The 24,388-nt window shown below is 62.0% G+C and carries 21 protein-coding genes and 1 tRNA gene; 9 read left to right on the top strand and 13 right to left on the bottom strand.

Annotation, left to right across the window (positions count from 1 at the left end; all coding sequences use genetic code 11):
- Positions 1–88: 88 nt before the first annotated feature.
- The 8 genes from MEMAR_RS03735 to xerA all read right to left on the bottom strand — a co-directional run bounded on the left by MEMAR_RS03735 (position 89) and on the right by xerA (position 7,700).
- Entirely contained in the window at positions 89–1,276 is a 1,188-nt protein-coding gene (locus MEMAR_RS03735; RefSeq protein WP_011843608.1) for a cation:proton antiporter, read from the bottom strand.
- A 133-nt stretch (positions 1,277–1,409) separates the two neighbouring features.
- The gene (eno, locus tag MEMAR_RS03730; protein ID WP_011843607.1) at positions 1,410–2,702 is read right to left on the bottom strand and encodes a phosphopyruvate hydratase; all 1,293 of its coding nucleotides are present in this window, start codon (positions 2,700–2,702) and stop codon (positions 1,410–1,412) included.
- Positions 2,703–2,799: 97 nt separating this feature from the next.
- Positions 2,800–3,195 (bottom strand): DUF3795 domain-containing protein, encoded by a 396-nt coding sequence (locus MEMAR_RS03725; protein WP_011843606.1) that lies wholly within the window; start codon positions 3,193–3,195, stop codon positions 2,800–2,802.
- Between the two features lie 121 nt (positions 3,196–3,316).
- Positions 3,317–3,389: transfer RNA gene (locus tag MEMAR_RS03720), tRNA-Gln, on the bottom strand.
- Between the two features lie 106 nt (positions 3,390–3,495).
- The gene (locus MEMAR_RS03715; RefSeq protein WP_011843605.1) at positions 3,496–4,848 is read right to left on the bottom strand and encodes a mannose-1-phosphate guanylyltransferase/mannose-6-phosphate isomerase; all 1,353 of its coding nucleotides are present in this window, start codon (positions 4,846–4,848) and stop codon (positions 3,496–3,498) included.
- A 221-nt stretch (positions 4,849–5,069) separates the two neighbouring features.
- Positions 5,070–5,510, bottom strand: coding sequence for a tetratricopeptide repeat protein (locus MEMAR_RS03710; RefSeq protein ID WP_011843604.1), 441 nt, complete (start codon positions 5,508–5,510; stop codon positions 5,070–5,072).
- 110 nt (positions 5,511–5,620) lie between these two features.
- Positions 5,621–6,556, bottom strand: coding sequence for an SDR family oxidoreductase (locus MEMAR_RS03705; RefSeq protein WP_011843603.1), 936 nt, complete (start codon positions 6,554–6,556; stop codon positions 5,621–5,623).
- A 229-nt stretch (positions 6,557–6,785) separates the two neighbouring features.
- The gene (xerA, locus tag MEMAR_RS03700) at positions 6,786–7,700 is read right to left on the bottom strand and encodes a site-specific tyrosine recombinase/integron integrase (protein WP_011843602.1); all 915 of its coding nucleotides are present in this window, start codon (positions 7,698–7,700) and stop codon (positions 6,786–6,788) included.
- 1,186 nt (positions 7,701–8,886) lie between these two features.
- Here xerA and MEMAR_RS03695 point away from each other — a divergent pair.
- From MEMAR_RS03695 to MEMAR_RS03675, 5 genes are all read left to right on the top strand, one after another.
- Positions 8,887–9,459 (top strand): DUF5806 family protein, encoded by a 573-nt coding sequence (locus MEMAR_RS03695; protein WP_011843601.1) that lies wholly within the window; start codon positions 8,887–8,889, stop codon positions 9,457–9,459.
- Positions 9,456–10,211, top strand: a complete 756-nt coding sequence (gene mobB / locus MEMAR_RS03690; protein ID WP_011843600.1) for a molybdopterin-guanine dinucleotide biosynthesis protein B — start codon at positions 9,456–9,458, stop codon at positions 10,209–10,211. The genes MEMAR_RS03695 and mobB overlap by 4 nt, the downstream gene beginning before the upstream one ends.
- A 4-nt stretch (positions 10,212–10,215) precedes the next feature.
- Complete coding sequence (glmM, locus tag MEMAR_RS03685) at positions 10,216–11,586, top strand: phosphoglucosamine mutase (RefSeq protein ID WP_011843599.1); 1,371 nt, start codon at positions 10,216–10,218, stop codon at positions 11,584–11,586.
- Between the two features lie 349 nt (positions 11,587–11,935).
- Positions 11,936–15,502 carry a hypothetical protein gene (locus MEMAR_RS03680; protein ID WP_011843597.1) on the top strand — a complete coding sequence of 1,189 codons (3,567 nt, stop codon included), beginning with the start codon at positions 11,936–11,938 and terminating at the stop codon, positions 15,500–15,502.
- Entirely contained in the window at positions 15,499–15,786 is a 288-nt protein-coding gene (locus tag MEMAR_RS03675; RefSeq protein WP_011843596.1) for an acylphosphatase, read from the top strand. Before MEMAR_RS03680 ends, MEMAR_RS03675 begins: the two co-directional genes overlap by 4 nt.
- Here the strand turns inward: MEMAR_RS03675 and cas1 are convergent.
- Positions 15,768–16,703 (bottom strand): CRISPR-associated endonuclease Cas1, encoded by a 936-nt coding sequence (gene cas1 / locus MEMAR_RS03670; RefSeq protein ID WP_048063738.1) that lies wholly within the window; start codon positions 16,701–16,703, stop codon positions 15,768–15,770. The genes MEMAR_RS03675 and cas1 overlap by 19 nt on opposite strands.
- A gap of 398 nt (positions 16,704–17,101) precedes the next feature.
- Between cas1 and MEMAR_RS03665 the strand changes: the two genes are divergently transcribed.
- From MEMAR_RS03665 to MEMAR_RS03655, 3 genes are read left to right on the top strand one after another with little or no spacing between them, the layout of a single operon-like run.
- On the top strand, positions 17,102–18,391 hold the full coding sequence (locus MEMAR_RS03665; protein WP_011843594.1) for a phenylacetate--CoA ligase family protein: 1,290 nt from the start codon (positions 17,102–17,104) through the stop codon (positions 18,389–18,391).
- Positions 18,391–19,692 (top strand): phenylacetate--CoA ligase family protein, encoded by a 1,302-nt coding sequence (locus MEMAR_RS03660; protein WP_011843593.1) that lies wholly within the window; start codon positions 18,391–18,393, stop codon positions 19,690–19,692. The genes MEMAR_RS03665 and MEMAR_RS03660 overlap by 1 nt, the downstream gene beginning before the upstream one ends.
- Positions 19,692–20,123 (top strand): ACT domain-containing protein, encoded by a 432-nt coding sequence (locus MEMAR_RS03655; RefSeq protein ID WP_011843592.1) that lies wholly within the window; start codon positions 19,692–19,694, stop codon positions 20,121–20,123. Before MEMAR_RS03660 ends, MEMAR_RS03655 begins: the two co-directional genes overlap by 1 nt.
- A gap of 6 nt (positions 20,124–20,129) precedes the next feature.
- Here MEMAR_RS03655 and MEMAR_RS03650 read toward each other — a convergent pair whose 3' ends face one another.
- The 4 genes from MEMAR_RS03650 to hxlA all read right to left on the bottom strand — a co-directional run bounded on the left by MEMAR_RS03650 (position 20,130) and on the right by hxlA (position 23,282).
- On the bottom strand, positions 20,130–20,498 hold the full coding sequence (locus MEMAR_RS03650; protein WP_011843591.1) for a P-II family nitrogen regulator: 369 nt from the start codon (positions 20,496–20,498) through the stop codon (positions 20,130–20,132).
- Positions 20,495–21,226: a DUF1538 domain-containing protein gene (locus MEMAR_RS03645; RefSeq protein WP_011843590.1), complete on the bottom strand. Its 732-nt coding sequence runs from the start codon at positions 21,224–21,226 to the stop codon at positions 20,495–20,497. Before MEMAR_RS03645 ends, MEMAR_RS03650 begins: the two co-directional genes overlap by 4 nt.
- Entirely contained in the window at positions 21,223–21,918 is a 696-nt protein-coding gene (locus tag MEMAR_RS03640; protein ID WP_011843589.1) for a DUF1538 domain-containing protein, read from the bottom strand. The genes MEMAR_RS03645 and MEMAR_RS03640 overlap by 4 nt, the downstream gene beginning before the upstream one ends.
- A 74-nt stretch (positions 21,919–21,992) precedes the next feature.
- Positions 21,993–23,282, bottom strand: a complete 1,290-nt coding sequence (gene hxlA / locus MEMAR_RS03635; protein WP_011843588.1) for a 3-hexulose-6-phosphate synthase — start codon at positions 23,280–23,282, stop codon at positions 21,993–21,995.
- Between the two features lie 102 nt (positions 23,283–23,384).
- Here hxlA and MEMAR_RS03630 point away from each other — a divergent pair, with 102 nt between their 5' ends.
- The gene (locus tag MEMAR_RS03630) at positions 23,385–24,347 is read left to right on the top strand and encodes a TIGR03557 family F420-dependent LLM class oxidoreductase (protein ID WP_011843587.1); all 963 of its coding nucleotides are present in this window, start codon (positions 23,385–23,387) and stop codon (positions 24,345–24,347) included.
- Positions 24,348–24,388 lie beyond the last annotated feature (41 nt).

Below are 24,388 nucleotides of genomic sequence, written 5' to 3'. Positions count from 1 at the left end.
AGGCGAGGCCTCGCGGTTCCGCTATTCTTTTTTCGCACGGAGAGGGAAGAGGATATTTGAAGAAAAGGGTGCGGGCTCTTCCCCTGCATCAGTCGACAGGGCAGTATGCACCTTTGTAGAACCAGTTCCGGTAGACGATCGGAGTGATGAGCGTGGTCAGCAGGCTCATCAGGACGATCACCACGAAGATACTCTGGCCGATCAGCCCCGATTCCAGCCCGATCAGGGCGACGATCATCGCCACCTCGCCCCGCGGCGCCATCCCGAACCCGATGATGAGGGAGTCCTCACGGCACATCCCCATCGCCCGGGCAGGGAGAGCACACCCGACGACCTTGGTAACGATGGCGATCAGGGTCAGCACCACCAGGAAGAGGACCATGTCGGATGTGAGCGCGCGGACATCTGCGAGGATCCCGAGCGATACGAAGAAGATCGAAGCGAAGACGATCTGGAAGTATTCGGCGCCCTCGTGGACGCCCTTACTCTGCCGGAGCTCGACGCCGGCAAAGGCGACCCCGGCAAGGAACGCACCGATGATGCCCGATAAGCCCACCAGGTCGGCGAGCATCGCATACAGGAACGCCACCATCATGGCGAAGATGAAGACGAATTCCGGATATTTCCGCGCCAGGGGAGTTGCGTCCATTCGCTCGATGACCTTTCGGATGCCGAAGTACCCGACAGCACCGGCGACAACGATGAATCCAACGGCTTTGCCGAGCATCACGCCGACCGATACCACCGAGATATCCCCGCTCACCACCAGATCGGTGGAGACGGCAAGCACAAGGAGGGAGAGGACGTCGTCGATGACCGCAGCGCCGATGATTGCCTTCGCTGCCGGGGTCTGGAGCACGCCGATCTCCTTGAGAACGTTTGCGGTTATGGCGATACTCGTCGCTGTCAGCGCCGTGCCGACGAAGACCGCGCTCGCGAAATCGAACCCGAAGAAGACGGCGGTGGCGTAGCCGCCTATCCACGGGACGACCACGCCGACAAGCCCGATGACGCCGTAGCGCGGATCGAGGATATCCCTGATGTTAAATTCGAAACCGATGACGAAGAGGAGGATGATAGCCCCGAGATGCGCCAGGGTCGCGACGAAGTCCGTGTAAGTAATCAGGCCGAGTACGCTCGGTCCGACCAGAACCCCCACGAGAATCGCCCCGATCGTCGCCGACTGGTTGATGCGGGATGCCACGAGGTAGCCGGCGAGCGCGAGGAAGAGGAGGAGGCTCATTTGAATCTCAATTGCTAGGGCAGCGCTTTCCATGGTCACCCATGATCTGGGAGGGAGGCCTTAAGAAGTATGTGGAACACCGGAGAGTTGCAGCGCGATCCGGGACTGCTTCTCCGCCGCGCCGGAGATTCCACTGCCGATACGGGTCTCAGAGACCAATCCCCCACTACCGGACGAACCCGCTCCGTCCGGCATACCGGGCCGTATCCCCGGCCGCCTCCTCGATCCGGATGAGCTGGTTGTACTTCTCCACCCGTTCGCCCCGCGCCGGTGCGCCGGTCTTGAGGTGGCCGGTCTGCATGGCGACGGTGAAGTCGGCGATGAACGTGTCGACGGTCTCGCCGCTCCGGTGGGAGACCATCGCGCCCCAGTTCTGCTGCTGGGCGAGACGCACCGCGGCGATCGTCTCGATCACCGTCCCGATCTGGTTGGGCTTGATCAGGACGGCGTTGGCGGCCCCCTTCCGGATACCCATATCGATCCGATCGACGTTCGTGACAAAGAGGTCGTCGCCGACGAGTTCCACCCGATCGCCGATCGTTCTGGTCAGCAGCCGCCAGCCGTCCCAGTCGTCCTCGGCAAGCCCGTCCTCGATGACGATGACCGGGTATGCCGCCACAAGGTCACGATACCGGTCCACCATCTCGGCAGCGGTCAGGGTCAGCCTTTCGGTCCTGAGGTTATAGACGCCGTCGTTGTAGAACGCACTCGACGCCGGATCGAGGGCGATCCCGATCTCCTCGCCGGGCGCATATCCGGCACGTTCGATTGCTTCAACGATCAGGTCGAGCGGCTCGGTGTTCGTGGAGACTGCAGGGGCAAACCCGCCTTCGTCGCCGACGCAGGTCGTGTAACCCCGGGCTTTGAGGATATCTTTGAGCGCATGGTAGGTCTCGCTCCCCCACCTGACCGCTTCCGCGATGCCCGGAGCGCCGTAGGGAGCGATCATGTACTCCTGGAAATCCGGCCCCTGCCAGTTGGCATGAACCCCGCCGTTGAGGATGTTCATCATGGGGACGGGAAGGAGCGGCTTTAACGGGTCTCCCAGGTACTCCCAGAGCCAGAGACCCTCTGCAGCGGCGGCAGCCCGGGCGACGGCCATGGAGACCGCAAGCGTGGCGTTGGCGCCCAGGTTCCGTTTGTTCGGTGTTCCGTCGAGATCGATGAGCGCCTCGTCCACCGCCGCCTGATCGCCGGCGTCCATGCCCTGCAGGGTAACGGCGATCTCGCCGTTGATCTGGCTGACGGGTCTCTGCACCCCTTTGCCGCCGTAACGCTCTTTTACGCCGTCCCGGAACTCGACGGCTTCGTGCTTCCCGGTCGATGCGCCGGACGGGGTCGCAGCACGCCCGGACGCCCCGCCGGCAAGCGTGACATCCGCTTCGACGGTCGGGTTACCCCTTGAGTCCAGTATCTCGCGGGCATGGATTGATCGTATCCTCGTATCAACCTCGGTCATACTCGATGGCACCGTGGGGCGGGAGGGTATCGAGCGCAAAAAAAGGTATCGACGGCACCAGGCTCATCCAGGCGGCGGTGCAGGTGATGCTTCTTCCTCACCACGTCCGGCCGCAGTGCAGGCAGCGATCCCTGTGCATGCTGAGGATATTCCCGCACTCCGGGCATGTCCAGCGGACCTTCTCCTGTTCGACGAACTCCGCGACTCCCCGCTCCCGTATTTCGCGCAGGTTTTCGAGCACGCTCGTCCGGTATTTTGCATAGCGCTTGTCCAGGCGTTTCAGCCGCGTGCAGGGATATCCGGCGCATTCGTAGCAGTACTCCCCCGTACGGTCTTCGCACTGCCGGAGCCTGCACCGGGCGCAATACGCGTTCAGGCTGCCGGCATCCTCCGTCCGGCAGCCCGGGCATCTGTTCTTCTCCCGCAGGTAGGCGATGCAGAGCCCGCAGTTTATGCCGCAGGGGGCGATCAGGAGAGGAGAGAGATGGGTCATTCTCGTATGCTCGCCGTACGCCAAAAAATCCCTTCCGGTTTCGCCGCCGAACAGGATGAGAGTCCCACGAAATACTCACACGGAAGCAAGATACGGCAATGTGAAGGCCGGGCGAATGTAGTACCCCCGGGCGGATTCGAACCGCCGTCGCCGGATCCAAAGTCCTGCATGATTGACCACTACACTACGGGGGTACAAGAAATCTAAACCACCGAGACCCGCGGCATCGGCTCCTATATTCTATGTACCCCGGGATTATATCGGTTTGCTCACGGGGGGATGGGGGTCCCGTCCGGCGGCTCACGTCCGCTCGAAGTCGTCCTCGAACCGGATGATATCGTCCTCGCCGGTGTACTCCCCGATCTGGACCTCGATCAGTTCGAGCGGCAGGAGGCCGGGGTTCGCGAGCCGGTGAACAGTTCCCGCAGGGACGAATGTCGACTCGCCGTTTCGGAGGAGGGAGACCTCGTCCCCGATCGTCACCTCGGCGCACCCGGTGACGACCACCCAGTGCTCGGAGCGGTGATGATGCATCTGGAGGGAGAGGCGGCGATTCGGGGGGACGGTGACCCGCTTGATCTTATAGGACTGCCCCTCCTCGAGGTTCGTGTAGGAGCCCCAGGGCCGGTGAACCTGCGTGTGGAAGAGGGCACGCGAATCCCCCTTCTCGCGGAGGGCTTTTGCGATCTCGCCCACCCGCTGGGCCTCGTCCCGGGCGGCGACCAGGATCGCATCCTTCGTCTCGACGATGGCAAGGTCGTGTACCCCGACAGTGGCGACCAGACGGTCGGCGATGATCAGGTTCTCGGAGGAGTCGATCCCGATATGCTCGCCCCTGACGGCGTTACCGCTCCCGTTCTTTTTAAGGGCGGTGTAAAGTGCGTCGAAGTTCCCCACGTCGCTCCAGTCGCATTCAAGCGGCACGACCGCCGCCTTGCGGGTCTTCTCCATGATCCCGTAGTCGATGGAGAGAGCGGGGACCGCACCGTATGCCTCGGCGAGGGGCTGCTCGAACGCCCGGGCCACCTCCGGTGTGCACGCCTCGCACTCGGCAAGGAAGAGACCCGCGTCGAAACAGAACATGCCGGAGTTCCAGAGGTAGCCATCGGCGACGTACCGGTCGGCGGTCTCGAGATCGGGCTTCTCGACGAAGGCGTCCACGGTTGAGCCGTCGCCGAGAGGCTCGCCGGGGCGGATATAGCCGTATCCGGTGTGCGGCGAGGTCGGCCGCACCCCGAAGACAACCAGGTAGTCCTTGCTAAGCCGCTCCGCCCGGCGGAATGCATCGTGGAACTGCCCGGCAGCGGTGATCAGGTGATCCGAGGGGAGAACCGCAACCGTATCCGGCCCGTCCTCCCGGGTGATCTCGCGGGCACCGTAGTAGATCGCCGGCAGGGTGTTTTTGCCCACCGGCTCCACGAGGACGCGGCAGTCGCACCCGATGGCGGCGAGCTGGTCCCGGACCAGGAACCGGTGATCGGTGTTCGTGACGATCGCGATCTCCTGCGGCGAGGAGAAGAGGAGCGCCCTCTTCACGGTCTTCTGGAAGAGAGACTCGTCGTCGATCAGCGGGATGAACTGTTTTGGGTAGTGTTCCCTCGAGAGCGGGAAGAGGCGGGTGCCGCTCCCGCCTGCAAGTATGAGCGTCTTCATGGGATCGACTCCGTGCCGGAGGCACTCGATTGTATACTCTATGCGGCAGGGAGAATAAAAACGTAAGGTTCTCCGGGAGTTCGGACGAACCCGGCGGTCTCGCGATGCCGACCGGGGAGTCGGGCGGGGGGGGCATGGGGTTGCACCATACGGCGGAACCGTATCGCACCTAACAGTGTATCGGCCCCTCGGGCCCCGGAAAAATGAGTGATTCTCCTCAATCAAGCCCGGGTCATCGTCGAGTTCCCAGGATAGAGCGCCCGGGCCTGCGGGTCGAGGTCTTCGGCCACCGCAAGAACACGTTCGGCCTCAGGGTAGTTCCCGAGCCTGCCGAGCACCATGCCGTACGTCACCAGGGCAAAGATGCACGACCGGTCGATCGCGAGCGCCTGCCTGCACGCAAGCGCCGCCTCCTGGGGGCGGTCGAGCCGGGTGAGGATCACCGCCCGGTTGTTCCAGGCATAGACGTCGTCGTTGTCGCAGAGTATCGCCGCACTGAATGCAGCGAGCGCTTCCTCGTAATGGCCCTGCCTTTCAAGCGCCACACCCCTGTTGTTCAGGGCGGCCGGGTCGTGCAGACCCTCCGTGGCGACGTCGCTGTACGCCCGTGACGTATCTCTTTCATTACCCTTGCGGGCCTCCGGTGTAACCAATTGGGGCATACGTCTGCACCTAGCCCCTCTTACTGCGGAGTAACAATATATAGGTTCCTGCACCTGCCGTGCCCGGGAGCCTGGCGACCCCCAATCGGGCAACCGGGTGCCCGGAACGGCTACCGGCCGCCGTCGCGGAACCACGCCACGGTTTCGCGGAGCCCCGCTTCAAGCGTACAGCGGGGAGAGAACCCGAAGGCATCTCGGGCCCGGGTGATCTCGGCGAGCGAGTCGCGTACGTCCCCCGGCCGCGGCGGCTCATAAACCGGCCGGTGGTGTATGCCGGTGATCTCCGCGAGAATGGACGCAAGATGGTTCAAACTGATCCTGCTGCCCCCGGCGATGTTGAAGACGCCGGAGGCGCCGCCCTCCATCGCCTGGATGTTCGCCCGCACCACGTCGCCGACAAAGATGAAGTCGCGGGTCTGCTCTCCGTCGCCGTAGATGATCGGCGGCTTATCCCCGAGCAGGCGGGTGATGAACTTCGGGATCACCGCCGCGTACTCGGAGTTCGGGTCCTGCCGGGGACCGAAGACGTTGAAGTAGCGCAGGAATACCGTCCGGATACCATAGAGGTCGGCAAACACCTTCCCGTAGTGCTCGCCCGCGAGCTTCGAGACCGCGTAGGGGGAGAGCGGTCCCGGCGCCATCGTCTCGCATTTCGGGAAGACCGGATCGTCACCGTAGATCGCCGAGGTGGAAGCCGCCACGACCGCCGGGACGCCGCACTCCTTTGCGGCCCAGAGAACGTTCAGGGTTCCGGTCACGTTCACCTCGTTCGTCTCCAGCGGGTTTGCTACGGATCGGGGAACCGAAGCGACGGCCGCCTGGTGGAAGATGCCGTCCGCTCCGGCACAGGCATCGACAAGCAGGGCGAGATCGGTGACGCTCCCCTCGACGAACGTCACCCGGGGATGAACCAGGAGATGCTCGATGTTCTCCCGCCGCCCGGCGGAGAGGTCGTCGAAGATCACGACTTCGTGACCATCGCGTGCCAGCCGCTCTGCGAGGTTGGACCCGATGAACCCCGCCCCGCCCGTGACGATGTAACGCATATGGACTGATAGGCGCTCCAGTGATTTGAGCGTTGCCGGGAGAGAAGGAGAAGAGGGCGAAGGCACGGAAGTGGGTTCAGTAGATTCCTTGCCCCTTAACGCAAGAACCACAATAATAAACCGGTGCAGACACCGGGAACCCCACCCAACACGGCTGCACCCCGAGATCCCATGCCGGGTCGAACCCATATAGCATCATGCAGTTCATCCGGATCGCCGACGAGCCCGATCATTCCTCTTTTTTTCCGTTCGAGAGCGGGAAATACTGCTGATAGACGCGTTTGCGCTCGTCGATGTCGGTGTGCAGGTAGATCTCGGTCGTCTTGATGGAGGAGTGCCCCAGGTTCTCCTGCACGACGCGGAGATTCTTCGAGCGGCGATAGAGTTCACTCGCATAGGAATGCCGGATTTTATGCGGTGTAATCCCGGAAGGAGCGTATTGCTTGAAGAGATGCTGGACGGTTCGCGGGGAGAGGTGGTTGCCCTGCTGACCTGAAAAGAGCGGCCCCTCGATTGTGTTGCCGATGAACCGGTTAATCTCTTCGAGAGTCTCCTCGTCGATGAAAACCGTCCGTATCTTATCGCCTTTACCCTTCACCCGTATCGTCTGTTCCTCGAAATCGATGTCCTCGACGCATATCGCGCAAAGCTCCGAAACACGGACACCGGTGGCGTAAATAAGGCGGACGATCAGCCGGTCGCGCTCACTCTCAATGGTGTTGATCAGGCGGAGAACCTGGCTGTGTTTGAGATATTTCAGTTCCTGATTCTTGATCCGGGGCCGCTCCACCCCGAGCATCGGGTCGGCGACCACGGCGCCCTGCACGTAGAGATACTTGTAAAACGAAGAGAGCGTCGAGATCATCCGGTGGAGGGTCTTGGGCTTGTAGTCCTGCTGTTCCGATAAGTAAGAGAAGAAATCGGTGACGAGAGCCGAAGAGACGTTGACGTCGGCATCCAGCGGAGCGTTCTCGAACGCAGCCCCATCGAACGAGACCCCGTCCGAGTTCTGTCGTAACCAGGCGTATCGGGCGAAACGCCGGATGGTCTGCAGGTATTTTTCGATGGTCCGGGGCGAGTAGTTCCGCATCCGGAGGTAACTGCTGAAGCGATCCAGCCATTCCGAGAAACAGGCGTTATCCATTGTACAATAAATTAAATAACCGAGCATATCAAGATTGCGGTAAATGCCTATTCCCCGCAACGCATTCTGCCGCCAGAGAACGCGGGCCCGGCGCATGGGAGACCCACCAGCCGACCGCACGGCACTCGCACCGGGAGAGCCGTTAAGGAAAGAGACACGTCCCGGCCGCAGGAACCCGCCGATCTCCCGATACCCCGGGAGGGGCAGGCGAATAGCCGAGAAACGAGAGCAATTACCCCCCGGACCATGCCGCCGCGGGAGGCGACCCACAGTTCCCGGAACACACCTAAAACGCGCCAGAAAGTTGCAGAAAGGCCGGGCAGACCCGGATACTTAAAAAATGGACGGAAGGTGATGCAGATTGCTTCGGAGTTCGGAGGTATGAGGGGCTGCGCCCCAGGTGGGGGCGGGGAAGCAAACCCTACTGAATACGTTCCTTTTCAGGTATATGAACCCCATACCGCGCGGGGAGAAAGTGAACGATCCGGGAACAACACCGGTGCCACGCGACCCCCGCCGGGCGCCCATATATAAATGAACTCCACATGCGAGCACAGACACCCGATCGGCCCCTCAGACAACCTCTTGCATGGGAAGGATTACGATCCCGGCTCAGAATCGCGATATGAGGGCACCGGATCCGGATGACCACCCAAAAATCGGGGCAACGGCGCGCTCCGGGAGATCGGGCAGGACAAAACCAATTTGATGAAGATCCGTACTGCCGGGCATTTACCCGGGTGCCGCACCCTCAAAGCCCATATGCCCCGGGACCGTTCGGGCACCGCTGAGCCCTGAAAACGCAGGGTTTGTGGGTTCAAAGCAGTCCGAAGCCCAAATGAGTTTCCACATACCGCCCTCCGGACGCCACGGGGCCCCCCACCACGATCAAGACCACCTCCGAAGCCCGATACGATCTCACCCGTCAACCGTTATCGAGCACTCGAGCCGATTATTGTGCCGCAAACGGGAGAACAGCCCACTCCGATGACCGGATCACCGCCCCGAACCCGAGAGCAAAGAGACAGACATAAACCTTATGATGCTATATCATGACAGAGGGCGATCGTGACACCGGCAGCACCCGCACGACAAGACCGATCCCGGCGGCGCATCCGGTTTCTTTTGAACCACCGTTCAACCAGCCTTATTATTGAAATAGCAAAACCAACAAGAGGTAGATAAAATGGAAGAACCTGACAGCATCAAAGACCCGAACAAGTACCAGAAATTCAAGAAGGTGGATGGCGCCACCTACCAGCGGGTCAACCAGTTCCTGCGCAAACACACCCACATCACCGCCCGCGAGTGGGCGATCGCACGCCTCTGCGCAGACTTCAAGACCACCAGCGGCTCGGAGATGACGTTCATCGGGGAGAACCTCCCCGAACTCTGCCCGTTCATGGTCGACTCCTACTCCCCGCAGGCGGTCAACCAGGCAAGGAGCTCGTTCAAGAAGAAGGTGAAGAAAGCAGGTGCCACGTTCTTTTACGGGGCCATGTGCGGCTTTTTCACCGCAGAGGAACTCGACGAGATCCTCTTCGAGGCAAGCGAAGTCGCCCGGTTCCTGCTGGAGGTGGAAGGAACGAGCCTGAACCTCGACGACGAGATCGACGTCGAGGACCGGATCACCGAGGTGATGCGTGGCGTGGCCGAGGCGGCTTCGGTCATCCTGAAGACCCGGCCAGGCCAGGAAGGCGAGAGCCAGGAAGTACAGGAGCCGGAAGTACAGAGTCAAGAAGAAAAGGAGGAGATATGAAGATCATACAGATCGTCGGCCGCTCGAACACCGGGAAGACCACGTTCATAAAGAGCCTGATCGGGGCGCTTTCCAAACAAGGGACCGTCGGAGCAGTCAAACACCTGGGACATCACGGCTTTTCGCTCGAGCCCGGAAAGGACACGACCCTGTATTATGAATCGTATGCTGCTATATCTGGCGGTGTCGACGAGGAGAAGTCGGTCATCGTCAGGCGCGAGAACGATCTTAACTCCACACTGGAGATCCTCTGCAACGCCGGGGTTGAGTATGCTATACTCGAGGGGTTCAAGTCGAGATCGTTTCCACGGATAGTGATCGGCGATCTCGAAAGCGAGAACGTCGTGCTCCGCAACCCCACTATCGAGGAGGCGATCGCCGCACTCGACCGGTTCGAGGACTACTATACCGTCGAGGGGCTGGTCAGGGAACTGAAGCGCGAGTGCGACGTCTCGCACGCCGGGGCCATCCTCACGTTCAACGGGATCGTCAGGGAATGGTCGGGGGACGACCGGACCGAACATATGGACTTCGACGAGACCGTCGACACCGTTGCGGAGCGGATCCGAAAAGAGATGGAAACCGTCCCGGGAATCATCGGTGCCCGGTTCTATCACCGGAAAGGGCGACTCTATGCCGGAGAGGATATAACATATCTTGCTATACTTGCAGAACACCGGCAGGAGGCGTTCGCCGCCGCTGCCAACGCCATCGACAGGCTGAAACGGGAACTACACGACGTGGAGAAGTGATGGGATGCGAAACGGAAAACAGATGTTTGGAACGAACGGCGTGCGGGGCGTGATCGGAGAGACGATGACGCCGACCCTCGTCCTCAAGATCGGCGCCGCGCTCGGATCGATGAGGAGGGGCACCATTGCGGTCGGCAGAGACACGCGAACGTCCGGCGAAGCCCTGACCCATGCCCTCAAGGCCGGGCTCCTGATGACCGGGTGCGACGTGGTGGACGTGGGCGTCCTTCCCACCCCGGCCCTGCAGTACATCATAAAGACCAACCGGTTTGCCGGCGGCGCGATGATCACCGCATCCCACAACCCGCCCGAGTACAACGGCGTGAAGATCGTCGAGGCCGACGGCACCGAGATGTCCGATGAGGAGATCATCCGGCTCGAAGGCCGGTTCTTTGCGGAGGAGTTCGATGTGGTCGACTGGGACGGCGTCGGCAGCGAGAGCGCCGCACCCGACCGGCTGGAGGAGTACATCGAGGCCGTCGTGAACCACTTCCCGGAAGGCATCGGCAAGGGGATGACCGTCGTCGTCGACCCCGGTTCCGGGCCCGCGGCGCTCACGACCCCGATCATCCTCTCGAGAATGGGGTGCCGGGTCCATACCATCAACGCCCGGCTCGACGGCACCTTCCCGGGCCGGATGCCCGAACCGACCCCCGAAGGATTGCAGCCCCTCTCGGAGATGGTACTCGCTACGGGCGCCGACTTCGGGGTGGCGCACGACGGCGACGCAGACCGGGCGGTCTTCGTCGATACCAAAGGACGCTATATAGAAGAGAACTACGAGTTCGGTCTGGTCGAGGACTATGTCTGCGGTAGAAACGGCGGCGGACTCGTCGTCACCCCGGTCGCCACCTCCCGGCTGATCCGGGATATCGCGGAGAAACACAACTGCACCGTCGACTACACACCCGTCGGGAGCATCTACGTCGCGAGGAGGATGATCGAGCTGATCGGCGAGGGCAGGAAAGTCTCGTTCGGGGGCGAAGGAAACGGCGGGCTGATATACCCCGACCACCAGTTCTGCCGGGACGGGGGCATGACCGCCGCCATGATGGTGGCGGTGCTCGCGAGCCATCAGGACAGAAAACTCTCGGATATCGTCGACGAACTCCCCGCGTATCACCTGGTCAAGGAGAAATACCGTACCGCCGACCCGGCGGCGCTGGTCCGCGCCGTCGAAGAGGCATTCACGGGAGAGACCGTCGAGAAGATCGACGGCATCAAGATCGTCAGGGACAACGCCTGGGCGCTGGTGCGGGCATCGGGCACGGAACCGATGATCAGGATCATGATCGAGGCAAAGGACCCGGCCGTCGCGGACGCCATGTACCGGGAGATAATGATGGCCGCGACGGGCCGAAGGGCCAGAGCGTGAGAAAACCCGAAGGGTTTCGAAGCGCGACGGACGGGACGTCCGGAGCATGAGAAAACGCGAAGCGTTTTCGAAGCGCGACGGGTCGCAGAGCCAGAGCGCGAGCACCAGGTGCACGCGGTCTGTCTGGCACGATCGCCTCACCGCGCCGACCTCTCACCCGCAGGATCGGGACCCCATGAAGCAGTTCCGCCCGGGGTGCCCGGGGGGACTGCTATCATCCACCTTATCCCTGATATTTTTTGAGGAACTCTCCGAATTCATTGAAAAACATTCTTGTGAGAGGGGGGCAATCTATATATCGGATAATGGATATGCATGATGCAGAACCCACGGGAGAGCGCTGATCAAAATGGATGGAAAACTACAGATAAAACAGAAGATCAACTCCGCTATCTCTTCTGGCGATCTGCGTGAGCTTGAAAAGGTGGTTTCGGACATATCGGAGACCCAGACGAGGAAGGAGAAGAGATCGCTCTACGAGCAGATGAATGCCGCCCTGGTCGAAGCGGCGTTCAACGAAGGCCAGCCGGAACTCTTGAGCCAGCTCGTCGAACCGACCAAAGAAGAGATATTCGACCTCGCCAAGCGTGCCGCCGTCACCTATAGCGAGAAAAAGGATGAAGCATGGTTCTCGGCGATATTCACCCTGGTCGATAAACTCGATCGCAAAAGCCATCAATCCGATATCCTCGCCAGGATCTCCCGTGACCTTGTCCAGTCCGGGGTTGATTCCGGCGACATCCACTACGTCGAGAAAGGCGGAGAGGCCTTCGATAAGATCAGCATCCGCAAATACCGTTCTGCAATCCTCTCCGAGATCATCCCGCTCTTCATCCAGTACGGGCAGAAGCACCAGAACGTCGACATCATGCAGTATGCGCTCCAGATGCTTCCCGAGATCGGCGACATATCGCGGCAGTCCCAACTCCACGCCGACGTGGCCCGGGCGATTGCCGGGGCGGGCATCGAGTCCGGCGATATCAACCTCGTGATCCGCGGGCTTTCAAGCGCCACCGAGATCAACCAGAAGATCCGGCGCACCAACTCGATCGCCGATATCGTGGACGCGGCCTGGAAATCCTCGCAGAGGAAGGAGATTTCCGATATCGAACGGATCATCGACTCTCTCCCGGACGTCCCCGAAGAGCGGCTCACGGAGGTTCTCGCGATCCTGACCGAGCAGCTCCTCGACCGCCAGCGGGACAAGAAACAGGTATACACCAAACTGCTCAGGATCGACGACGAAAAAGCGTGGGCAGGCCAGACCCTCGTCCTCGAACTCCTGAAGAAAGCCGAGCGGAGTGGGGAGCGCTGGTTCCTCGAGAAAGCGTTCGAGTTCAACGCCCGGGGCGCCGGAGAAACCCAGCTCCCCATCGAAGAGATCGTCCTCTCCGGGATCGCGGTCGTCGAGAAGAGCGGCAACCCGACCATCCTCCTCGACATCACGCCGCTGATCGACGAGTCCTGCGATGCTGCGAAAGCGGCCCAGCTCTACCGGCAGATCACCGACGCACTCTCCCGCATGGGCGACTTCTATCACGCAATCGAGGTCATGAAAAAGGCCAGCAGCAGTGCACAGAGGATCAACGCCCAATTTTTCGACACCAGTGTCCGCCTGATCAAGGAGGGGGTCCGGCGCGACGAGATCGGGCTCGTCCGCGAGAACGTCCTCGCCACACTGGATATCGAGATCGCCGATTCGCTGGTTCACCAGGCGGTGACCGACTTCTGCAAGGAGTACGACTTTGACGAGGTCGTCAGGCATATTCCAGCCATAAAGGAGCTCGCGAGCTCGCACCGCGGACAGGACACCCTGCTTTTCGAGTGCAACACCATCCTGATCGAGCGAGGATTCGTTCGCCAGAAAGAGCCTTCGGCTCTCGTGGATCTGGTTGGCCAGATTGGAGAACAGGATCTCCGCGAGCAGGCCATCTCGACCATCGCAGTCGAGATGGCAAGGATCGGCGTCGCCCGGAAAGACCGGGATCTTCTCCGGCACGCAACCGGACTCACCTGCGAGATCGTGGACCAGCGGGCACGGGCCGAGGCGATGGGGGGCATCGTGGACCAGGCTGCCGTGCTCGCCGTTGAGGACGCCGACCTCGACCTGCTCCACGGGATGCGGGTTCTCTCCACGTCCCTGCTGGAACGGGACTACTGCCTCTTTGCGATGGGCAAGGTCGTCCACGGCCTGATCATGTACGGGATCGAGCAGCTCTCGCTCCAGGCGCTGGACGAGGCGGGCCAGATCCTCTCCCAGATCGCCGACCCGTCCCTGCAGCGGCAACTGGCCGATCCCCTCGTCGAAGGCTACGTCCGGGTCGGGAGCCTGCAGGTGGCAGACCAACTCACCCGGAGGAAGGCGCAGATCTTCGACGGCATGATGGAGCCGTTCGAAATAGCGCTCGACCTCCTCAAGACCAGCACCCCGCACGAGGAGGTATCGATCAAGATAGCAAGTTACGTCGATATCATGCTCGAGTACACACAGATCTACGCGAGCCCGATCTTTGCGGCACCCATGTCGCTCTTCTCCCTGGAGATCGACGGCGACTACGAGCGAACCGCCATGATCCAGCGGATCCTCACGTTCTTTACCGATTACACGAAAGAATTCGACTCGGCCGATCCCTATGAGGTGACGGCTTACCTGCTCGAAGGGATCGAAGGAGGGGCGGCAGCACAGCCTGTGCTCGAACTGATGTACCGGCTCTTCGAGCACACCGGCGACGTCTATGCACGCTACACCGGGATGTACCGGATCGTGAGCGCCTACTCGGCTCTCGAAAACGTCGAGCAGGCCGAGACGATCATCCGGAGACTCCACGAGACCATCGGCGACCTCTCCGATCCGTCCGTCCGCGCGATCATGCTCTCCGACCTCGCCGGACTCATGGCCGGGATCGATCACGATGCAGCCAGGGAGTATCTTGCCGAGGCGCAACAAATGCTCGACGCGATAGGGAGCGAGCGGGAGGCATTCGTCAGGAAGAACCTGATCTACGCCGCAAGAAACCTCAGTGCCGTCAACCGGCAGGAGAAAGACGTCGAATGGGCGATGGGGCAGGTCGGCAGGATCGAGGATCCGGTCGAATACGTCGACGCTCTCGCGGCAGTCTTCGACATGGTCAGCGAACCCGCGCAGAGAAAGGATATCCTCTCTTCGATGTGCCACACCGTCGTGAACATCCCCTCCCCCTACGTCCGGCTCTCGATGCTCTTCGACGTGGCGCAGTTCGCCGAGACGTACGGTGACCAGGAGGAGATCGAGGAGCTGTTAAACGGCATGGAGCAGACTGCCGGCTACATTCAGATCCCGTTCATCACCGCCATGACACGGCAGCGGATGGCCCAGATGCTCTTCTCGTTCTACCGGGCGAGCGGGAAACCTGCCGCCCGAGAACGTGCCGCCGAAATTGTCTCCGCCATCGATGACGACCGGATCCGGTACAACCTGACGGTCCAACTCGAGCAGAACATGCCCCAGTCGTGGAAGAATACTGTCTATGCCAGGATCCTCGACTGCCGGGACAAGATCCGGAACGGCGAGTACACCACAAAGGACATGGTCACGCTCGATCGTGCGATACGTGCGGCGCCCGACAGGGCGAAGCGGGCAGCCTACTACACGGAACTCTACCTCATTGCCCGGGGCGCAGGGCAGCATGAGGTTGCAGACAGGATGCTGCTCTGCGCGCTCGAAGAGGCCCGGATCATCAGGCCGCTCTCACGGCGGGCATTCGTGCTCGGCGATATGGCGTGCCGGATCTATGCGGAGCGCTACGAAGACCGCTCGAGAGAGGTCCTCGATCTGGCCGTGAGCGAGGCGCTCAACATCCGCGACTCGATGATCCGGGACGAGGTATACGACGAGCTGGATATGTCCATGCGGATCATCCAGGAGCACTGGCTGTGAAGACGGTCGAGATCAAAGTCTCGGGAAGAGTACAGGGCGTCGGGTTCCGCGCGTGCATCAAGAGGATCGCCACCAATCTCGGCGTCGGCGGCGAGGCGATGAATCTCCCCGACGGGCAGGTGCTCATCACCGCAACCGCCGACCCGGTCGTCCTCGATAAGTTCGTCTCCATGCTGTACGGGTGTCCCCGGGTCATCATCAGGGATATCATCCAGCAGGAGGTCCCCCATGCCGCTTACCCCGAGTTCACCATTCAGCGGGGCAGTTACCAGTACAGCACATGAAACTCGGCGTTCGCAAGGAGCGCATCCCGCACGATGCGCACCTGCGCGTCGATACGGGCCTGATCAATGGAGTCGCGGAGCGCCGCGGCCAGCCGGGACGAGAGATCCCCGCCAAGATAACACCGCTTTTCTCCGCATTCGTAATCTCCGCTTGAGATCTCTTCGCGGGCAAACCGGATAACGGCACGATCCACCATCGAGGCTTTCTGCGGTTCGATGAGGTCGTGAACGAAACTCCCCGCCCCTTCGTGAAGCATGCCGAGATCGGGATCGAGGTGAGCCCCGACCACCGAGACGCAGCAGTTGCCGTAAATCATCGCGTATCCGAGCGCAAACATCGCATTGACGGGGTCGAGGTAAGGGCGGCTCGTCCTGCGGCGGAACCCGAGTTCCGGCGGGAGCGTGCGGGAGAGGATCTCGTAGTACATATCGGTGGTCAGGCGGGAGAGCCGCCGCAGGTTCTCCATCGTGACCGAGGCCGAAAGTTCTTCCCTGGCCTGGTGGAGGAAGTCTAACTCTCCGGCGTAGAAGATATCGTGCCCGGCGTGGTCGTAGAGTTCCTCGAGGAGGAGAAGCCTCGACTGGAGGGAGGCCCGTGCGAGCGGCTGAGCGAACCGGTGGGGACCGGCCCGCTCCTGGGCGAGGCGCACCGACTCGTCCGGCCGATAACCGTAAGGGTAGAGGTATCCGACGGGCGTGCCGTCGATGTCGAAGATGGTGATGGCAGCGCCGGCTTTGAGGAGATTCGTCACCGCCGAGGTATGCAGGGTATGCCCGCCGACGATCAGGAGGTGCTTCACCGCCTGTATGGGATAACGCCGGGTATCGCTCCCGCGCGCGATGATGAGCTCCCGTGTCGTCGCCTTGATGTGCCCCCCGTAGCCGAAGACAGGGAGCCAGGGTTCCGTCGCTGCCATCTGATCACTCTGGAAATGAGTATTGGGCTGTTTTCGGTGATTAATGCATCGAATCTCCCGGATACAGAGAGAACGCAATCTCAGCGTAAGGAGATTGGATCGACCGGCCGGCCGCCTATGCCGCCGCCGTCCGGCGCGGGTGCCCGAGGGGCCTGCTCCGGACAGGTTTCGGGAAGAAAAAACCTGACTGCCCGGGAGAGTGGAACCGGACCGGGGACTGTCACGGCGTACCATGCCACGCATTGACAAACCTTTTCCGCACCGCGGGCCCATATAACGGTAAAGTATGCCCGGCGGCCTGCCGGAACAGGACCGTCAGGAGTATCGCAACCCGATACCGGGCAATATAGCCGGATGGAGCACGATCTCTCCAACCGGCGAAAAACCGATGGGATACTATGTTCTGGAATAGAGAGATGGAGACGATCCGATCTAGCGAACTCGCGGATCTGCAACTGAAGCGGCTGAAATGGTCGCTAGCCCAGGCACAGAAAGTAGGGTTATACCAGAGAAAGTTAAAAGAAGCGGGCGTCTCGCCGGACGATATTCAGACGCTTGACGACGTGGAGAAACTCCCTTTTACCTACAAAAAGGAGCTCCAGGCCGGATACCCGTTCGGCCTCTTCGCGGTTCCCTTAAAAGAGATCGTCCGAATTCACACCACCTCCGGCACGACGGGCAAGCCGACCGTCGTCGGCTACACCCGGCAGGACCTGGATAACTGGTCGGAACTGATCGCACGGAACATGACGATGATCGGTCTAGGGGAGGACGACGTCTTCCAGAACGCCGTCAACTACGGTCTCTTCACCGGGGGGCTCGGGTTCCACTACGGCGCCGAGAAGATCGGGATGACCGTGATCCCGAGCGCGACCGGAAACACCCGCCGCCAGATCGAGATGATCGAGGATTTCGGGGTGACCGCCATCCACTGCACGCCGAGTTATGCCCTCCACCTCGCCGAGGTGGCCGAGTCGATGGGAAAGACGCTGGATACCCTGAAAACCGGGATCTTCGGGGCCGAACCCTGGTCGGAGAGCATGCGCAACGAACTCGAACGGCGTCTCGGGGTGAAGGCCTACGACAGTTACGGGCTCTCGGAGATGTACGGTCCCGGCGTGGCGTTCGAGTGCCCGGAGAGGGACGGGCTTCATATCTGGCACGACTGCTACCTTGTCGAGATCATCGATCCCAAGACCGGCGAGCGGCTCGCTCCCGGGGAGCGCGGCGAACTTGTCATCACGCCGCTCGTCAAGGACGCCCTGCCGCTCGTCCGGTACCGCACCGGCGACGTGACCCGGCTGATGGATGACGGGTGCGCCTGCGGGCGCGGGCAGAAGATCGAGCGGATCACGGGCCGGAGCGACGATATGCTGGTTATCCGGGGGATCAACGTCTTCCCGTCCCAGATCGAGCACGTGCTACGGGCCCTCCCTGAGGTCGGGGAGCAGTTCATCGTATATATTGATCGCGTCAAACATCTTGATGAGATGACCATCGAGGTAGAGATGAGCAGGACGGGGTTCTCCGGCGAACTGCAGGACCTCGCCCGCATGCAGAAGAAAATCTCCGGCGAACTCCACAATACGCTCGGCCTTCGGACCGCGGTGAAACTGGTGGAGCCGGGAGCGCTGCCCCGGTTCGAGGGGAAGGCGAAGCGGGTGATCGACCGCCGGGGGGCGATCTGATGGCTTCGTGGAACCCGCGGACGGAAGAGATGCCGCTCGACGAACTGCGGCGGCTCCAGTTCAAACTCTTAAAATCCCTGGTTTACCGGCTCTACAGCTTCAACGACTTCTACCGGCGCCGGATGAAGGAGCACGAGGTTCATCCCGACGACATCAGGACGCTTGAGGATGTCGCGAAACTCCCGTTCATGTACAAGAGCGACCTGCGGGACGGCTACCCGGACAGGATCTTCACCGCCGAGCAGAACGAACTGGTCAGGTACCACGTCTCCTCCGGGACGACGGGGAAACCGACGGTCGTCGGGTACACGGAACGCGACATCGAGAACTGGAGCGAGTCGCTCGCGCGGGCGTTCTCCTCCTGCGGTCTTGGGCGGGGCGACGTTATGCAGGTGAGTTACGGGTACGGCCTCTTCACCGGCGGCCTCGGCGCTCACTACGGGGCCGAACGGGTCGGCGCGACCGTTCTTCCGACAAGCGTCGGGAATACCGAGCGGCAGATCGAACTCATGCAGGATCTCCATGTCACCGCCATCGCCTGCACCCCCTCCTACCTCCTCCACATGGGAGAGGTTGCGGAGAAGATGGGCGTCTCGATCAAGAACGACACCGACCTTCGGATGGGCTTCCTCGGCGCCGAACCCTGGTCGGAGCAGATGCGGGGCAGGATCGAGGACTGGCTCGGGATCCGCGCCTACGACATATACGGGACGAGCGAACTCTCAGGCCCGATGTTCACCGAGTGCACCGAGCAGCAGGGGATCCACATCTGGGGCGACCTCGCGCTCGTGGAGATCGTCGATCCTGCAACCGGCGAGGTGCTAGAGGCCGGCGAACAGGGCGAACTGACGATCACCATGCTGCAGAAAGAGGCGCTTCCCATGGTCCGGTACCGGATCGGCGACCTTACCGCCATCGAGGAAGGAACCTGCGCCTGCGGCCGGACCCATCCGCGCATCGGCCGGATCCGCGGGAGGGTGGACGACATGCTGATCGTCCGGGGCATCAATGTCTTCCCGTCGCAGGTGGAGCATGCGCTGCTCGAGATCCCCGAGGTCGGCAGGCATTTCCAGATCGTCGTCGACCGCAAGGGTGCGCTCGACTCCATGCTCGTGCGGGTTGAGGTGAGCGAAGAGGCGTTCTCCGACAAGATCACCGAACTCATGGTGATCAAGAAGGCCGTGGAGCACCGGCTGCGGAGCTCGCTGAACGTGAGCGTGGACGTCGAACTGGTCGAACCGGGAACTCTTCCACGGTTCGAAGGCAAGTCGAAGAAAGTTGTTGACAGGAGGTCATTGTAATGGAGAAGTCGTATATCGTAAAACAGATCTCCATCTTTTCGGAGAATCGCCCGGGACGCCTCGCGGCTGTCGCCGGCGCGCTGCGGGATGCGAAGATCAACATCCTTGCGTTCAGTATCGCCGAGGCGGACGGGTTCGGGGTCGTTCGCGCCCTCGTCGATCGGCCGGAGGACGCACACCGGACGCTGACCGATCTCGGGTTCCGCGTCTCGTTCACCGACGTCATCGGCGTGAAGATGCGCGACGAGCCCGGCGGTCTCTCGGATATCGCGTCGATTCTCGGGGACGCCGGGATCAACATCGAGTACGCCTACGCCTACTCGGGAAAGGACGCCGCCATCCTGATCCTGCGCGTGGACCAGGTCGAGGACGCCGTCCGGCAGATCCTTGACCGTGGCGGTGAACTCCTCAAGGCATCCCTCTCCAGGTAACCCGGATCACACAGGAGCCCGGGGCGTTCCCGGGCTCTCGGCCTCGTCCTTGCGGAACATGTGAACCTGTCCCGTGATGCGCCGGATCGGAAGGACGAATGCAAGGCCCATCCCCGGCTGATCCAGTTCCGCAGCGGCGACAATCGCATCGAGCACCGCATCCGTCCGGTCGGCGGCGACGACCGTCAGGATGATCTCTTTCTCGGGCTCGATGGCGATCCCGAGAAGCGTCTTTACCTCATGAATACCGGTTCCGCGGCCGAGGAGAATGGTTCCTCCCTCGGCCCCGGCACCGCGGGCCGCCGCGAGCACCGGCTCGGACCAGCCCCGTTTTACGATCGTGACGATCAGTTCGTTACCGTAATCGTTGGTCACGTATCTTCACCTCGTGTTCTCCGGTAGAGGATGCCGAGCATCAGCACCGAGAGGATGGGTGCAAGCGCTATTAACGCAATCAGCCCGAAGCCGTCGACGACGGGGTTTCGGCCCTCGATCCCCGCCGCAACTCCCACGGCAAGGGAAAGGAGGAAGGTGACCGCCATCGGGCCGGTGGCGACACTCCCCGAGTCGAATGCAATCCCGACAAACTCCTTTTCAGTGAAGAGAAGAAGGATGATGACGAGGAGGTAGCCGGGAATAAGGAGCCACAGCAGCGGGATGCCGTAGACGAGGCGGGCCATCCCGAGCGCTACGGAGACGGCGACCGCGAAGGAGAGGGTGTAGAGGATCAGGGACTCCCCGATGTAACCGCTCGACGACTCCTCGACCTGATAGCCGAGAACTCTGACTGCAGGCTCCGCATAGGTAGCGAGAAAACCGAGGAAGAACCCGAACGGGATGAGCAGCCACCGCTGGTCGAACGCGGCTACGGCCTCGCCGATCTCCCTGCCCGCCGGGAGGAACGCGACATTGACGCCCTGAAGAAAAAGAACCATGCCAATGGAAGCGAGCAGGACGCCTTTGGCGAGATTCACGACGTAGACTCGCGGAAGTTTAAGGTAGAGCACCTGGAAGACCGCGAAGAAGATGAGCAGGGGGAGGAGCGCCTGGACAACCTCGAGGGCAACCCGGTCGATGCCGGCGAGAACCGCCGCTGTGATCATGGGTAGACCAACCCCATCGCCATGACGCCGAGGATGGGAGCGATCGAGGCGAGCCCGATCAACCCGAAGCCGTCCGTGAGAGCCGAACGTCCGGCAAGAACCGCACTGACACCGGCGCCGAGCGCCAGGATGATCGGGATCGTCAGGAGTCCGGTGGTTATCCCTCCCGCATCGACCGCCACGGCGAGAAACTCGGGCGACGAGAACGGCGCAAGAAGGAGGATTGCACCGTATCCCGCAACGAAGAGGTACGCGAGAGGAAACCCGAAGATGATCCGGAGGACGCCGGCGGTGATGACGAAACCCACACTGACCGCGATCGCGAGGAGCAGGGGAACCGCGGGGATGCCGGTTCCCGGAACGGCATCAAGCATATCTACGAGGACACGGAGGTTCGGCTCCGCGATGATCGTCAGGAACCCGAAGAGAAACGAGCCTGCGACGACCAGCAGGAGCGAACCCCGGGCGGGCAGTTCAGACCCAATCGCCTCGCCGACGGGGAGGAGGCCCGCCTTGACACCGGTGAGAAAGAGCGCGATCCCGAGAACGACCATGCCGCTACCGAGCAGGAAGAGGAGGAGATCCGACGGCGGCACCCGGAGGAGGGCGATCTTGAAGATGGTGATGACGAGGATGATGGGAAGGACTGCCCGGAGAACCTCAAAGACCGACTCCTTGATATCCTGCATCATCCTGCCGTTCCTCCCCGATGCCGGTGATCAGGTATTCTATCGCAAAAAGAGATAAAAGCGGTGCCCCCCGCCGGTCAGTGTCGTTTCTCCCATTTCAGGAGTTCGGAGACCTCCGAGAGCGTCCGGCCGCGCCGGATCTCCTCGCGGATCCGCTCCTCGTTCTTCCTGACCTCCATTGCTCTGCGTGCGACCTCGTAAGCGCGCTCCCGGGGAACCACCACGACCCCGCTCTCGTCGGCGACGATCCAGTCTCCCGGCCGCACCTCCTGCCCGCAGCAGACGATCTCGGTGTTGATCTCCCCAAGACCCTTCGGGTCTCCGGCGTTCGGGACGGTCGCCGTGGCAAAGACCGGGAACTTCATCTCCCGGATATCGTCCACGTCCCGCACCGCCCCGTCGATCACGATACCCGCGACCCCGCGGTTCTTCGCGGAGTGGGTGGCGAGTTCCCCCCAGGGGGCGACATCCGTCCTCCCTTCGTTTCTGACGACGAGGACATCCCCCGGAGCGGCGACGTCGATCGCCTCGACGGGTTTTGCCCAGTCCCCGGCGAGGGTCCGGACGGTCACCGCCGGGCCGACCGCCTTGACCCTGCCGCAGATGGAGACGACACCCGCCATTGAGCCCTTCCGGTGCATGGCGTCGGTGACGTTCGGTGCGGAGACCGCTTCGAAGAGGCGGCGGATCGCGGCATCCCGGCTCTCCTCCTCCCGCGGCCGGATCTCGGGCCGGTCGATGGCCTCCCGGACCCGCCGCGCCGCCCCGGTCACGTCGGCGGCCTTGACGATGTTCCCTCCCACGATGACAACCGAGGCACCGGCGGCGACCGCCTCGGATGCGGTCTCCGCATCGAGTCCCCCCGCAACGGCGATCGGGACGCCAACCTCTCCGGCAAGACGGCGGAGGAGGTCGAGCGACGACCTGCCGATCATCTGCTGGTCGATGCCGACATGGGCGTTGATGTAGTCGACGCCGAGCGCGGCAAGTTCCCGTGACCGGGAGACGGGATCGGCGACGTTGATGAGGTCGGCCATGAGCCGGACGCCGTACTTGCGGGCGGAGCGCACCGCCTCGACGATCACGGCATCATCGGCGTCCGCGAGGATGCAGACGACACCGGCGCCGGATTTCGCCGCCATCTCAACCTCGACCGCCCCGGTATCGGCGATCTTCATGTCCGCGACGATCTCGTGGCCAGGGAAGCGTTCCCGGAGCGTCCGCACGGCCTGCATCCCCTCGCTCTTGATCAGGGGTGTCCCGACCTCAATCCAGTCCGCACCGCCGCGGACCGCCTCATCTGCGATCTCAACCGCACGATCGAGCTCGAGGAGATCGAGCGCCACCTGGAGAGTGGGTGTTGCCATGCAGTACAGTATGGCGAGAGTTCTATTTATCAGGTGCCGGGCCGGGGAAACCTATATCCCATGAGATGCCGGAGGTGGGCGGCGGCACGGATGTGATGACGGATGGTCGAGATCGGTTATAAACTGGCTTGTGAGGAGCACGCTCCCCCGGAACTCGTCTGCAACGCCCGCCAGGCGGAGGATGCCGGGTTTGCGTTTGCCATGATATCGGATCATTACCACCCCTGGACGAACCGACAGGGGCAGAGCCCATTCGTCTGGGGCGTCATCGGCGGCATCTCGCAGGTGACGGCGACTCTCCCGCTGGTGACGGGGGTTACCTGCCCGACAATACGGATTCACCCCGGGATCATCGCCCAGGCCGCTGCAACCACCGCCATGATGATGCCCGGACGGTTTGCCCTCGGCCTCGGGTCGGGAGAGAACCTCAACGAGCACGTCTTCGGCGACCGCTGGCCCCCGGCGCCGGTCAGGATCGAGATGCTCGAGGAGGCGGTGGAGGTGATACGGCTGCTCTGGAAGGGCGGGATGAAGAACTATTACGGCGCTTTCTACACGCTCGAGAACGCGCAGGTCTTCTCGCTCCCGGATGAACTCCCCCCGATCTACATTGCGTCGGAAGGCCCGATCAGCGCGTCCATGGCCGCGCGGGTCGGCGACGGGTTCATCAACCCGGGCAGCAACGCCGAGGAGAACCTCATCATCTTCCGGGACTCCGGGGGCGGGAATAAACCGGCATACATCGAGAACTCGGTCTGCTGGGCCCGGACCGAGGAGGTCGGGCGCAGAACCGCATACGAGCATTGGCCGATCCCCGCAAACACGGGAGAACTCAATCGGCTCCTCCCCACGCCGGTTCACTACGAGCAGGCGGCGAAGATGGTGACGCCGGAAGACGTGGCGGAGCACGTCGTCTGCGGCCCAGACCCGGAGGCGCATATCAAGAAGATTGAGGAGAGCATCGGGAAGGGGTTCGACCACGTCTGCATCCACCAGATCGGGCAGCAGCAACAGGAGTTCATGGAGTTTTACGCGAAGGAGGTTCTGCCGCATTTTGGAAAGTAGGGGAGGGGAGTAGAGACACCGGTTCATATTCACTCCATGCC

Origin of the sequence: Methanoculleus marisnigri JR1 (assembly GCF_000015825.1) — an archaeon.
Lineage (GTDB): Archaea > Halobacteriota > Methanomicrobia > Methanomicrobiales > Methanoculleaceae > Methanoculleus > Methanoculleus marisnigri.
The sequence above is the reverse complement of the archived record's forward strand: the minus strand, read 5'-3'. Positions and strand labels throughout refer to the sequence as shown.

What these genes read in the sequence shown, in the direction of transcription:
- MEMAR_RS03735 (WP_011843608.1), bottom strand. Translation starts at nt 1,276, where the DNA reads ATGGAAAGCGCTGCCCTAGCAATTGAGATTCAAATGAGCCTCCTCCTC.
- eno (WP_011843607.1), bottom strand. Translation starts at nt 2,702, where the DNA reads ATGACCGAGGTTGATACGAGGATACGATCAATCCATGCCCGCGAGATA.
- MEMAR_RS03725 (WP_011843606.1), bottom strand. Translation starts at nt 3,195, where the DNA reads ATGACCCATCTCTCTCCTCTCCTGATCGCCCCCTGCGGCATAAACTGC.
- MEMAR_RS03715 (WP_011843605.1), bottom strand. Translation starts at nt 4,848, where the DNA reads ATGAAGACGCTCATACTTGCAGGCGGGAGCGGCACCCGCCTCTTCCCG.
- MEMAR_RS03710 (WP_011843604.1), bottom strand. Translation starts at nt 5,510, where the DNA reads ATGCCCCAATTGGTTACACCGGAGGCCCGCAAGGGTAATGAAAGAGAT.
- MEMAR_RS03705 (WP_011843603.1), bottom strand. Translation starts at nt 6,556, where the DNA reads ATGCGTTACATCGTCACGGGCGGGGCGGGGTTCATCGGGTCCAACCTC.
- xerA (WP_011843602.1), bottom strand. Translation starts at nt 7,700, where the DNA reads ATGGATAACGCCTGTTTCTCGGAATGGCTGGATCGCTTCAGCAGTTAC.
- MEMAR_RS03695 (WP_011843601.1), top strand. Translation starts at nt 8,887, where the DNA reads ATGGAAGAACCTGACAGCATCAAAGACCCGAACAAGTACCAGAAATTC.
- mobB (WP_011843600.1), top strand. Translation starts at nt 9,456, where the DNA reads ATGAAGATCATACAGATCGTCGGCCGCTCGAACACCGGGAAGACCACG.
- glmM (WP_011843599.1), top strand. Translation starts at nt 10,216, where the DNA reads ATGCGAAACGGAAAACAGATGTTTGGAACGAACGGCGTGCGGGGCGTG.
- MEMAR_RS03680 (WP_011843597.1), top strand. Translation starts at nt 11,936, where the DNA reads ATGGATGGAAAACTACAGATAAAACAGAAGATCAACTCCGCTATCTCT.
- cas1 (WP_048063738.1), bottom strand. Translation starts at nt 16,703, where the DNA reads ATGGCAGCGACGGAACCCTGGCTCCCTGTCTTCGGCTACGGGGGGCAC.
- MEMAR_RS03665 (WP_011843594.1), top strand. Translation starts at nt 17,102, where the DNA reads ATGTTCTGGAATAGAGAGATGGAGACGATCCGATCTAGCGAACTCGCG.
- MEMAR_RS03660 (WP_011843593.1), top strand. Translation starts at nt 18,391, where the DNA reads ATGGCTTCGTGGAACCCGCGGACGGAAGAGATGCCGCTCGACGAACTG.
- MEMAR_RS03655 (WP_011843592.1), top strand. Translation starts at nt 19,692, where the DNA reads ATGGAGAAGTCGTATATCGTAAAACAGATCTCCATCTTTTCGGAGAAT.
- MEMAR_RS03645 (WP_011843590.1), bottom strand. Translation starts at nt 21,226, where the DNA reads ATGATCACAGCGGCGGTTCTCGCCGGCATCGACCGGGTTGCCCTCGAG.
- MEMAR_RS03640 (WP_011843589.1), bottom strand. Translation starts at nt 21,918, where the DNA reads ATGATGCAGGATATCAAGGAGTCGGTCTTTGAGGTTCTCCGGGCAGTC.
- hxlA (WP_011843588.1), bottom strand. Translation starts at nt 23,282, where the DNA reads ATGGCAACACCCACTCTCCAGGTGGCGCTCGATCTCCTCGAGCTCGAT.
- MEMAR_RS03630 (WP_011843587.1), top strand. Translation starts at nt 23,385, where the DNA reads ATGGTCGAGATCGGTTATAAACTGGCTTGTGAGGAGCACGCTCCCCCG.